The organism is Faucicola osloensis, from assembly GCF_020041925.1.
Taxonomy (GTDB): domain Bacteria; phylum Pseudomonadota; class Gammaproteobacteria; order Pseudomonadales; family Moraxellaceae; genus Faucicola; species Faucicola osloensis_D.
In genome coordinates this window covers 643,228-655,841 of record NZ_CP083409.1, presented here as the reverse complement: position 1 = coordinate 655,841, position 12,614 = coordinate 643,228, and the positions used below count along the sequence as shown (strand labels likewise).

Here is a 12,614-nt window from a genome sequence, read left to right as displayed (position 1 = left end):
CGCCAACAAAAGCTAAGGCCAGCTCACCCAAAGTAGAAAGGAATTACTTTGAAACCAAGTTAACATCTTCAGGTGGGATATGCGTTGTTGCTAATACTGTTGGCTCATCGAATTCAACTTTTTCAGTGACCAATTCCTCATGACGCAGTGTCACAGGAATTTGCGTTTCATGACTGACATTTTGAGTCATTAACTGTACTTTTTCCGCCACAATGGTTTCAATATTTACTTTAGCTATTTGTTGAAGTAGAGGAATCTCAATCGGGGTATCCCCTAAAGTAATCGCTTGCCCATTCACCATCAACTGTGGCACATTGACGTTATTAGTAACCACACTAACTAAATTATCCTGAGAGGCACTAGGCTGGGTAAATACATGTTCAATCACTAAGACTTCTTGATTGAGTGTCACAGGCACATTAACCGTTTGGCTGATGATTTTTTTTGATAATTTAATATTGTCTTTAACAAATCGCTCAATTTGCACTTGGGGGCGTTCAGCTAATAGCTCTAAAGTATTTGTAGTATCTTCACGAAGATCGACGGTTTTGACAATGTTATCATGAGTGTTATCATGAGTATGATTCTCATGGATGTTTGGTTCAGGAGTATTCATCATCGGGTTTTTCATTGAGTGTTTTCCATTGCAAAGTTATTGTTCCAAAATTTTGTAATATTATATGACAACCACAAAAAAGACAGATGAAATCATCTGCCTTTTTCAAGCCAATGGCAACACCGTTGGCAGAAGTTAAACTTTATAGTAATTAATTCTAATGATATTAATTATCAAAGTTTACGGGGTGCATTTGGGTCGATTGCCGGTGTAACATTACCATCGACGGTATCAACACCCGTTACACGCTCAACGCCATCTTTTTGTACATCTAACTCTTCACGGCGAACAGTTTCATTAAACGTCTCAGTACGAGTTTGAGCCACTTTATCTACGTTCACTTCTTCAGTGACATAAGTTTGTTTATTGACATTTGCACGTTCCGCTTCCAATTCAACCTCAATAGTAGCATTGTCATTATCACCGATGCTGCGGTCAGTAGGTTTATTAACTGGTGTACGCTGGATATGCGCTTGTTCTTCAGTTAACTCAACATTGACAGTGCGTGGCTCAGACACAACGTGTTTACCCACTTTTAGTAAGCCTGCTACAATCTTGTCTTTATTGACTGAAAGGCGTTCTTCAAGCAACTGCAGTGTATTGGGTGACTGGTAGTGATTATCAGTGAGTTTAACAGGCGTTGCAGCACGGTCAAATACATGACGGTCACGAACCGTTTGCTCTTCAATACTGTAGTTGTAGTCAGGATCGTAGCTATCCATTGTTTCAACAGTATCACGGCTGAGCGAATCAAAATAGACATTGTCGTCTTGAATACGGGCTAACCCTGCTGGTACCAAAACTTCTTTTGAGCTGAACCAACCGCCTACATCAACGATGAAATAACGGATACGACCTGTGGTATCGTCAACTAAAGCACCTTGAATGCTACCTATTTTTTCACCATTTGCTCCATAAGCGGTTTTACCGGTTGGATCAAAATAATCGTTACCTAAAAGGTCAACGTGAGTGTCTTGGATATCGCGTAAACGCATTAAACTTGCCATGAGAAAATCTCCCTTATTTATCTTATCGTCTATTTTTATTAAAATCGTTAAATTAAAATTTAACAAATATAAGATAATTTTTTATAGTTAACTGAAAATTGTTATAATAAATTTTTTAAAATTCAACAAATTAAATATTTCATCACTGATGGATTGTTGAATTCGCCGATGATTAGAGTCATGAAAAACTTCATAATCTTTATCGCTCGACATGCACACAAGGTTACTCGAAAACTCGCCTATTAAATAGTAGAATTGGATAAAGTTTTGTTGGATGGGTGTAATTGGCAGTTGTCTTAAGTAACTTTTGCAACCAAGCGTAAAAGGATTTGGCTTTTAAGCAATAAAGTAAAGACATATTAAAAAAATTTGGGTACCACACATAAGGCAAACCACCATCGCAAACTCCAATAATGCCTTATAAAGAATGCATTATAAAAACATAGCACTAGGTGATTTTTAATGAAAAAATATCAGGGCAAAATAACCCGTTGGCAAGATGATAAAGGCTTTGGGTTTATTGAGCGAACGGATAATAATTTACAAGACCCAGCCATCTTTTTTCATATCAGCGAATACCGTGCGAACCAACGTCCTGTGCTTAATGAAGCGGTAGTTTTTGAAATAGGGAAAGGTAGAGATGGCAAACCCTGCGCTGTTAACGTGCAGCAAGAGACGTTCGTTAGACAAAAAATTGCCCAACAAAATGCCCGCCAAGTTCGTCAATCTCAAAACGACCTTAAAAATCAAACATTACTCACGTGGGTGGCTATTGGGGTGCTGTTTTTTGTGTTACTGACCGCTGTTGTGGTGGTTAAGCACTTACCCTTATGGATTATAGGTTGGTATTTTGCGATGAGTTTGGCGACCTATCTGCTATACGCGCATGATAAAAAAGCGGCGCAAAATGGAGATTGGCGCGTGCAAGAAGCGTCACTCCATAAATTAGCTTTTGCTGGGGGATGGGTAGGGGCGGCGTTTGCCCATTGGTTATTGCGTCATAAATCAACCAAGCCAGAATTTCGTAGGGCTTTTTACTTGACAGTGATGGGGAATCTTTTAGCTTTGGCAATCATAAGTTATATCAACATGAAAATCAGATGATTGCTTGATAGATTGATTGTTATAGGTCGATTGTTGAGCAAAAAAAATCCCTAATCTATATTAGGGATTTTTTTTGCATGAGGCAATTAGATTAATTCAATGGCTAATGCAACGGCTTCACCGCCACCGATACATAAGCTAGCAATGCCTTTTTTGCCGCCTGTGCGTTTGAGTGAGTTAATGAGTGTGACTACGATACGCGCACCTGATGCTCCCACGGGATGACCTAATGCACAAGCACCGCCTTCGATATTAACCTTAGCATGGTCAAGGTCATTTTCTTGCATAGCAAGCATAGTTACCATGGCGAATGCTTCATTGATTTCCCAAAGATCAACATCTTCTTTGTTCCAGCCAGCTTTTGCTAAAACTTTTTTCACACACTCAATGGGCGCGATGGTAAATTCGCTTGGGTGTTGTGAGTGGGTGGCTTGGGCAACGATACGTGCAAGTGGTTTTAAGCCTTTCTCTTTGGCTTTGTCTTCTGACATCAATACAACGGCAGCTGCCCCATCGGAGATTGAGCTTGAGTTAGCGGCAGTGACGGTACCATCTTTTGAAAACGCGGGTTTTAAAGTTGGGATTTTGTCTACATTGGCTTTACCGGGTTGTTCATCCGTGTCAATGACCACATCGCCTTTACGAGTTTTCACGGTGACTGGAACGATTTCGTTTTTGAAGTGACCTTCATTGATGGCGGTGTTGGCGCGTTTTAGCGATTCGATAGCAAATGCATCCATCGCTTCACGTGTGACACCCCGTTTATCTGCCATTTCTTGAGCAAATACACCCATTAACTTGCCGGTATCGGCATCTTTAAGACCGTCTAAGAACATGGTGTCTTTGATTTCACCATCACCCATGCGATAACCACCACGTGCTTTTGGTAGCACATAAGGGGCGTTGGTCATTGATTCCATACCACCTGCTACCACGATATCAAATTCGCCGCTACGAATTGAGTTGGCACCGAGCATAATGGCTTTCATACCAGAACCACAAAGTTTGTTGACATTGATTGCGCCTGTGGCATCTGGGATACCTGCTTTACGCATCGCTTGACGCGCTGGGCTTTGACCTGCACCGGCGGTTAAGATACAACCCATGATAACTTCATCAATCTCTTCTGGTTTTACGCCGGCGCGGTTGACGGCTTCTTTAATCACGGTTGCACCAAGCTCTGGCATTGATACTTCGTTCAAATCACCTTGGAATCCACCCATTGGGGTGCGAACGCCATCTACGATTACGACTGAATTTTCCATATTAAATTTCCTTTGAGTTATGGTTTTTGTTGTCACAAGCAAACTACGACATAAATCACTAGGGTCTAAACATAAATCACTAGGGTCTATAAACAAGGTTGTAAACGGCAACCATGCCAATCACAATAGATGTTTTAAGTTTAGCTAATGCGATACATTTCATATTATCATAGTTAAAATGCAAATTAAACTACTGAAAACACTGTAAAATATCTCAGTCAAGTCTACCCAAATTTTACTGCATTAACTCATCCAAGCGAATACGTATCACCTTATCGGTCACGGTATCTAACGCTTCAATTTTGGCAATCGCTTCATTCATATTGCGCTCAACAACGGGGTCAACCATAATAATGACTGGCAAATCAGTGCTAGTATCATCATGCGCTGGCTGTTGCAAAATTGCATCAATACTAATTTTAGACTCACTTAAAATGCGGGTAACTTCTGCTAATACACCCAAATCATCTTTGACTTGTAGGCGCAGATAGTAGCCTGTAATCATTTCATCGCTCGATAAAATGCGTGTGTTATTTAGTGTCTCAGGCTGGAATGCCAGATGCGGCACCAAATTGGCGGTTGAATCATTGGTCTCTGCAAGGGCGCGTACCATGTCCACCACATCTGCCATCACAGCGGATGCGGTCGCGCCTGCCCCTGCACCCGAACCGTAATACAAGGTTTGTCCGACAGGCTCTGCGTCAACCATGATGGCATTTTTTACCCCATTTACATTGGCAAGTAACACCTGTTTTGGAATCAAAGTCGGGTGTACACGTAATTCAATGCCTTCTTCGCCACTGTCTAAAATACGACGTTTGGCAAACCCTAAATGCTTGATACGATAGCCAAGCTCGTTGGCATAACGCACATCTTGCTGGGTGATTTTGGTAATGCCTTCACAGTAAACTTTGTCAAATTGTAGCGGGATACCAAACGCAATTGACGCAAGCAGCGTCAATTTATGCGCAGCATCAATCCCTTCGACGTCAAATGTCGGATCGGCTTCGGCATAACCCAGCGCTTGGGCTTCAGCGAGGACATCTGCAAAGTCCCGCTTTTTATCACGCATTTCAGTCATGATAAAGTTGCCTGTACCATTGATGATACCTGCAAGCCAATCGATTTTGTTGGCAGCTAAGCCTTCACGTAAGATTTTGATAATCGGAATACCGCCGGCAACCGCGGCTTCATACGCCACTTTGACGCCCTTGCCATCCGCCTTGGCAAAAATCTCATTGCCATGTTCTGCCAGTAAGGCTTTGTTGGCAGTCACAATATGTTTGCCATGCTCGATTGCCGCTAAAATCACCTCTTTAGCCGTGGTCGTACCGCCCATCAATTCCACCACAATATCCACATCATCTTGCTGAATGATATCGAGTAAATCGGCAGATTGTTTGATGTCTGTTGGAATATCGGTACGGTTGCGACGCGTGCCTACGTGGGTAATTTTAATCTCACGTCCTGTGCGACGCGCCATTTCATCAAGGTTGTTTTGTAGTAGTTCAACTACCCCAGTACCCACAGTACCAAGCCCTAAAATCGCTAATTGAATAGGTCGATTATTCATAAAAAAAATTCTCAAATGTCAAAAATATAAAAATAAAAGTTTAAAAATTGGCTAGCTAAATATACCATGCTAACTTGTGATTGGTAAGGTATAAAATCCAATTGCCCAAAAAAATTAAAATAAAAAAACCAGCTAATGATGACTAGCTGGTTTGTATCCCATCAGGGGTTGACTTATTTGAGGTTGAGCGCCTGTGCCAATTCGGCAGGTGGCACATAACCGCCAAGTTGATGACCTTCTGTGTCAAACACGGCTGGGGTGCCATTGATACCCAAATTTGCGCCTAACTCATAAATTTTACGCACTGGGTTACTGCAAGTCGGTGCATTGATAGGCATGCCCAATTTGGCATCGGTTAAGGCTTTTTTGCGGTCACTGCTGCACCAGATTTTTTCCATGATTGGCATGGTCTGTTCACTACGTGGCCAAGGTAGATAACGCACTTCGATACCCAGTGCATTTACTTCATCAATTTCACTGTGAAATTTACGGCAATAACCACAATCTGCATCGGTAAACACATAGATTGCTGCTTTCGTCTGCCCCTTGGCGGGGAAGATAATCATGTCTTTTTTATCGATGGTGGCAAGGCTGGCTTTCGCATCTTGCGCTTGCAAGTTCGCTGAGATGTGCTCAGGTTTGGCACCACCGACTTTGATGATATCGCCTTGTACCACATATTGACCTGTCGCATCGGTAAAAAACGCCGGTAAACCTTCGGCTTTAACCCAATAGATATTTGGCATACTGGTCGCTGTCACCGAGGTGATTTTGGCGGTGATGCCTGATTTGGCTAAATTTGCCGCCAGCATTTGCTGTAGCTGTGATTCATTTTTTGCCACGGGGGCTGAGCTGCCAGTCGCTTCGTGTTTCTGACTTTCAGAATTGGCGGGTGTGCGCGATTGGGCATTATCACAGCCTGCCAAACCTACAATGCCAGCCACTGCGATGACACTGGTAATTAAACGGGTGGTTAATGAGGTTTTAGCAGGATAAGTTGCAAAACGAATGAGCATGAGAAAACCCACAGAACGTTAATATAGGTTTTTATTTTACCATATTGTTATGGCGTATGAGTGCTACCCCTGTCAACTTATTGTTAATAATCTACCAGATCTACTAGGTCGGGGCTCACATTTTTTCCCGTCTCAATCTTTTTGCTTGCCTCAATCTTTCAATCCACTAAAAGCAATCGGCTCAAAGCCAAGTTCTAACAATTGATTGAAAGTTTATTTAAAAAAGTTTGCTTAACTGGGTTGATTGAAAAAATTCAACGTTTAAGCGAATAACTATTGATAAGTTGCGATACAATTTAGACATTGTGTTTGAATGACAAATTTGTAAACTAACAAATCGTCAGCTAGTTTAATAACTATTATTATTTTTTCATCTTTTACTATTTTTTAGGAATTTATCATGGCAATTGCTAGTTTGTTAACCTTACTCGACGATATTAGCGTCATCCTAGATGATGTATCGGTGATGACAAAAGTCGCTGCCAAAAAAACGGCGGGCGTGTTGGGCGATGATTTGGCACTCAACGCCAATCAAGTATCAGGGGTAAAAGCCGATCGCGAATTGCCTGTGGTGTGGAGTGTCGCCAAAGGTTCTCTAGTCAATAAAGCGATTTTGGTACCGCTGGCTTTGATTATTAGTGCGATTTCGCAAGCCTTGGTGACCGGGTTATTGATGATTGGTGGTTTATATCTTTGTTATGAAGGGGCAGAAAAAGTGGTGCACAAATTTTGGCCCCACTCTGGCAGTAACGACCCCGAGCAAGCCGAGCGGGTAGCAGCCAATGCCGATGAAAGTGTGGATTTGGTGGCGCATGAAAAAGAAAAAATCAAAGGGGCAGTGCGGACGGATTTTATTTTATCGGCTGAAATCATTGTGATTTCCCTCGGCACCATTGCGGCAACGGTGCCTTTACTAGATAAAGCGATAACACTGGTAGTAATTTCACTCATCATGACAGTGGGTGTGTATGGCTTTGTTGCCATGATTGTCAAGATAGATGATTTGGGGCTGCACTTGCAGCAAAAGTCGTCATCAGCGGCACAAAGTATAGGTAAAGCCTTATTAGCCTTTGCGCCTATTTTGATGAAAGTGCTGTCAATCGCCGGTACTTTGGCAATGTTTTTGGTCGGTGGTGGTATTCTGGCACATGGCTTTGGCGCGTTACATCATGGGATTGAACATTTAGGTGACTTGTCAGGGGCGTTTTCAGGCTTAACCACTAACCTATTAAATGCACTGGTTGGTTTGGTAGCAGGTTTGGTGGTGGTTTCGATCATGACAGTCATCTCAAAAATTCGTAACAAGCCGGCCCATTAAACAAGCCCGCCCATTCACTGTATCTAAAATTTGTAGCTAAAATAAAAAAGCAGTTCATGTTGAACTGCTTTTTTATTGTTATACCTACATGCAAACACGATTGAATTATTGATTGTGCTGCGGCGTTACCGACTCCTCGTGAGAGGGCGCTACGTCAGTTTGGGCGGTGGTCGTCGATTTTTTAGTGACAACCACGGCATTTTCCACCTTTTTACTGGTACGCGTTTTGGGTTTGGCTGCTGGTTTTTCGCTCGCCTTAGCTTTACGCGTACGGGTTTTCGGTGCTTTTGGGGTTGCCAAAGTCAGCATACCAACGGTTGCCGGTTTCATTTGTTCTGCCACACTTTCAATCATGTTCTTATAACTAACGGGTGTGGTTTTACGTTTTTGCGCCGCTGCTTCTGCGCTATCTTCTACGTCCGTTTGTTCAAGCGCTTCGGTGCCACTGTTATGGTCTAATGCGGGTTCATCAGCCGTTGGAACTGAGTCAACGTCTTGATTCACTATAGCATCATCAGCTATTGTTGTCGCAGAGACTGGCGCATTGTGCGCTTGCAAGTAAGCTTCGACCAATTTACCTTGCTCAATCAAAGCATGACCTTGCTCGCCCAAGCGCGCCACAATCCATGCGCCTACACTACCTGCTTGATATGACAGGTGATTGTGGCTAGGCGACGCTGATTGAGTTGAGGCTGCTTCTAATTGACCTGTGCCACTGTCAGTTGCATTGGAGGCAGGCTCAGTAACTGACGGGTTTGAGTCAGTCGGCGCTTGAGCGACAGCGGTATTAACCAAGGAACCGCGTGGATCATTGATGGCGCGTTTAGTTACCGCTGGTAGCGCAGCGTCAGTTTTGCCTGCTTGTTGTTGGAACTGATTGGCTGGCAAAATGGCCGTATGATAATCATCTAAGTTTTGCGCAGATAGACTGGCATAACCATAATTTCTAAAGTACTGCCCAAAACGCTGTTGTTCAGCCACTACGACATTATCTTTTGCTGGGGTAGTGGTGGTAGCAGCTTGATGATTAAAAGCATCGATGGCTTGGATGAAGCAGCTAACCACGCTGTCGGTTGCCATTTTTTCAGCGGCATTATCTAAGTACTGGTTAATAAACTGACTTACCGTACCTGAAATTTTTGCAACCGAAGTGGTCACTACAGAGGCAACTGGGCTAAATTGCGCTTGATAAGCCTTGTAGACTTCGCGTGGGTCATTTTTGGCACGACCTTGGCTGGGTGTCACTGTCAGCTGTGCAGTGGCTGATTCAGCTGATGACACAGATGGTGTGGATGCTGTAGAAAGCTCTGCTACCTCGTCATTGGGCACTGTAACGCTTCTAGGGTTAACTGGCGTCTGAATTGCCTGTTCTGGTGTTGTGGGTTCGGGTGTCGAAGCCGATGCTATTGGCTGCACCTCAGGTTCTGCAATTTCCCCTTTGCTAGCATCTAGCGAAAGGTGCGTTGTTTCAACCGCAGCTATAGGTTGCTGTGGTTCAGTTTTAAATACTTGAACTTGCACGCTGTTGGGGTCACGTTGTTTTGCGCCTTTCGGTTTGTCTGCTCTGGACTGGTTGTTTTTTCTACCATCGACAGGGGCAACAGCGGTATCAGTCGCTGTCACATCATTGACTGCAGCTACGTTACTATCATCGTTCGCTAGTGTAGCACGACGTTCTTTGACCCCGCGGCTGTCACGGCGACTATTCGGCTCGCGTTTTGGCAACTCACTAGTTTTGGCAGTTTTTGACGCATCGTTTGACTTGTCTTTATTGCTGTCAGTGTCCTGTGATGAAACTTCCGCCTCACTCATTTCAGATTGATAACGGTTTGATTTTTTAGCCTTTGGTTTGCGGTTACCACGTTTACGGCGCTCGGCATCTTTATCGCTTGATTCAGCCGTGGCTAAAGGTTGTTGAGACGCTTCTTGATAAGGGTTGGCGCTAGTTTCGCTGGTGTTTGCGCTCACTACAGGGATGCTTGCCGTCAATGCGGCGTGATTGATTTGACCTTGCACACCCAAGCTTTGCGCGCCGGTATTGACGAGACTCTCAATCGCAGAAGCGGCATCTTGACCACTAAAGTGTGGGGTGACTTGGGCTTGCTGGGTAGGAGCAAACAAGTTCGATAGCCAAGCGACTGCTGAAGTTGCAGGAACAGTGGCGGCCGGCTGCACCGGCTTTGGCGCGGCAGCTTTGGGGGCAGTCGTATTGTCGGTAGTTTGCTGAGATTTGTTGGATGGCGTTACAGGGCTAGGCGTGGTGTTGGCGGCATTGCTAGCATTGCTCCAAGCATTATGATTACCTGTCGGTGCTACACGGCTGACTTCATTGTCATCGGTGTGCCAGTTGCTAGTATCGTAGCCACGGTCTTTATATTCTAATTGTTGGCTTTCGGCGACACGCTCATAGCTCGATGGCGCAAATCCATCACTGTTATAAGTGATATTAAACTCGGGGGATTCAAGATGTGCATGCGGCAAGATGGTAATGCGCGTGCCACTTTCTTGCTCAAGACACACCAGCGTTTCACGCTTTTCGTTGAGTAAAAATGCCGCGATGTCAGTTGGCACTTCGGCTTGTATTTCGCCATGACGCTCTTGTAGCGCCCGTTGTTCGATTTGACGCATGATTGACAAAGCAAGTGAACGCAAGTCACGAATCATACCGGTACCATGACAACGGGGGCAGAGGTAACCTGTCGCTTCTTCAAGTGACGGACGCAAGCGTTGACGACTCATTTCCAGTAGTCCAAAACGTGAAATTTCAGCGAATTGGATACGCGCGCGGTCGTTTTTGGTGGCTTCTTTGAGACGATTTTCCACTTGTTTTTGGTGGTCATCGGTTGCCATGTCAATAAAGTCAATAACAATCAAACCACCCATATCACGCAAGCGTAATTGACGGGCGATTTCATCTGCCGCTTCTAAATTGGTATTAAACGCCGTTTCTGAGACATCCGCGCCTTTGGTGGCTTTTGATGAGTTAATATCAATCGATACCAGGGCTTCAGTTTGGTCAATCACAATCGAACCGCCGCTTGGCAAACGTACTTCACGTTGGTAGGCGGTTTCGATTTGTTTTTCAATTCCAAAACGGGCAAACATCGGCTCATAGTCAGTGTATTTGCGCAGTTTATTTGCTTGCTGCGGCATCACCGCTTCAATAAAATTCGCCGCTTCATTATAGGCGTATTCATTGTCGACCCAAATTTCCGCGATATCATCACGCAGGTAGTCGCGTACGGCACGGGTGACGACGCCCGCTTCTTGGTGCAACAGGCGAGGTGAGGGGAATTTTTGGCTTTGTTGTTGGATGCCTTTCCAGATGTTTAATAAATGGTCAAGGTCTTGTTGTAATTCATCCGTGGTTTTACCAATCCCTGCGGTACGGATGATAACGCTCATGCCTTTAGGTAGTCTTAGCTCACTTAGCGCTTGCTTCATCTCATCGCGCAGCTTGCCAGAGATTTGGCGAGAGATGCCGCCGCCACGCGCGTTGTTGGGCATCAATACCAAATAACGACCTGCCAATGAAATCAAAGTAGATAACGCCGCGCCTTTATTACCGCGTTCTTCTTTTTCCACTTGCACGATGAGCTCATCGCCTTCTTTAATCAGTTGTTTGATGTTATTGGTAGAGCGAGGGTCGCCTGCTAGATACTCTGGGGCGATTTCACGAATCGGTAAAAAACCTTGACGTTGCGAACCGTATTCCACAAATACCGCTTCAAGCGATGGCTCGACACGGGTCACATGACCTTTATAAATATTGGCTTTTTTTTGCTCGCGGGTACGGTTTTCTAAATCGAAATCATACAAGTGATTGCCATTGCACAGGGCAACACGGATTTCTTCGGCGTGGGTAGCATTGATGAGGATGCGTTTCATGTGTTTTCTCCTAAACACACAAAACATACGAGCGTAGATATGTTGCTATCAAACATTACTATCAAATATTAGATGAAACAACGTCAAACAGTCTTGACTAGACTCGCTGATACCAAGCGTAGGCGGCTTGATAACAATGTTTGTTGTTCACCAAAAATTGCATGATTAAGTTGGATTATTGCCATAGCGAGGTTGTAAGCCTGTTAGGTAAATACAGCCATCATGCTGGATTGGGGTTGTTGCCCAAAACAATGTCTGTTTTAGGACAAATGAATAAACCCTTTTTCCCTATTGGTCAAAAAGTGTTAGCGTTAGTTTTCGCTTTAAATGGCAAGCCTGATAAGTTAGGTTTTACAAAGGCGTGGGCAATTTAAAATAATAAATCGTCCAAAACCGTAAACGTTTATCTCAAAATCGCAACTACTGAGTTCATTTACCTAGGCGCATAATACGCTAATCGTTACCAGCAGTTTTGTGGTTGTAAGGCACAAAACCCACCATTTATCTGTTATCTCTATATATCACTAATCTTTACAAACTATTTGAACATGTTTTCAAATGACAATTATCTTCGTTACTCGTATGTCGTGTGCTGATATTGATTAAAATCAGTCTTAAAATCTATAAATATTGGCAGTTTAGTGCGCCCTATCGTGAGTCATACCGCCATGAATAAATTTCGGCGGTATGGGCGACAGCAAAAGCGACAGTTTAATTATCCTGCATACACTACTTTAAAATGAAGCTTAACAGGGTTTAAGTCGAATTGATGGCGCGAATTCATAGCGGCACAGGCACTAAACTGCTAAACTATAGCAAATTTTTAT

At 43.8% G+C, this 12,614-nt stretch carries 8 protein-coding genes; 2 read left to right on the top strand and 6 right to left on the bottom strand.

Going from position 1 to position 12,614, the window contains the following annotated elements; translation table 11 throughout:
• Nucleotides 1-43: 43 nt before the first annotated feature.
• Together LAJ61_RS02915 and LAJ61_RS02910 are read right to left on the bottom strand one after the other, a co-directional pair.
• Nucleotides 44-631: a DUF2382 domain-containing protein gene (locus tag LAJ61_RS02915; RefSeq protein WP_224054400.1), complete on the bottom strand. Its 588-nt coding sequence runs from the start codon at nt 629-631 to the stop codon at nt 44-46.
• A gap of 158 nt (nt 632-789) precedes the next feature.
• Entirely contained in the window at nt 790-1,623 is an 834-nt protein-coding gene (locus LAJ61_RS02910) for a DUF2382 domain-containing protein (RefSeq protein WP_224054399.1), read from the bottom strand.
• A 462-nt stretch (nt 1,624-2,085) separates the two neighbouring features.
• On the opposite strand from LAJ61_RS02910, the gene LAJ61_RS02905 reads away from it, so the two are divergent.
• Nucleotides 2,086-2,727 (top strand): DUF1294 domain-containing protein, encoded by a 642-nt coding sequence (locus LAJ61_RS02905; protein ID WP_224054398.1) that lies wholly within the window; start codon nt 2,086-2,088, stop codon nt 2,725-2,727.
• Nucleotides 2,728-2,813: 86 nt separating this feature from the next.
• Here the strand turns inward: LAJ61_RS02905 and LAJ61_RS02900 are convergent, their stop codons facing one another.
• The 3 genes from LAJ61_RS02900 to LAJ61_RS02890 form a co-directional block, all read right to left on the bottom strand.
• Nucleotides 2,814-3,992, bottom strand: a complete 1,179-nt coding sequence (locus tag LAJ61_RS02900) for a thiolase family protein (RefSeq protein WP_224054397.1) — start codon at nt 3,990-3,992, stop codon at nt 2,814-2,816.
• Between the two features lie 235 nt (nt 3,993-4,227).
• On the bottom strand, nt 4,228-5,565 hold the full coding sequence (locus tag LAJ61_RS02895; RefSeq protein ID WP_224054396.1) for a homoserine dehydrogenase: 1,338 nt from the start codon (nt 5,563-5,565) through the stop codon (nt 4,228-4,230).
• A gap of 173 nt (nt 5,566-5,738) precedes the next feature.
• Nucleotides 5,739-6,581, bottom strand: coding sequence for a DsbC family protein (locus LAJ61_RS02890; protein WP_224054395.1), 843 nt, complete (start codon nt 6,579-6,581; stop codon nt 5,739-5,741).
• 400 nt (nt 6,582-6,981) lie between these two features.
• Here LAJ61_RS02890 and LAJ61_RS02885 point away from each other — a divergent pair, with 400 nt between their 5' ends.
• On the top strand, nt 6,982-7,899 hold the full coding sequence (locus LAJ61_RS02885) for a DUF808 domain-containing protein (RefSeq protein ID WP_224054394.1): 918 nt from the start codon (nt 6,982-6,984) through the stop codon (nt 7,897-7,899).
• Between the two features lie 105 nt (nt 7,900-8,004).
• On the opposite strand, the gene LAJ61_RS02880 is transcribed toward LAJ61_RS02885, so the two are convergent.
• On the bottom strand, nt 8,005-11,787 hold the full coding sequence (locus LAJ61_RS02880; protein WP_224054393.1) for an Rne/Rng family ribonuclease: 3,783 nt from the start codon (nt 11,785-11,787) through the stop codon (nt 8,005-8,007).
• Nucleotides 11,788-12,614: the final 827 nt, after the last annotated feature.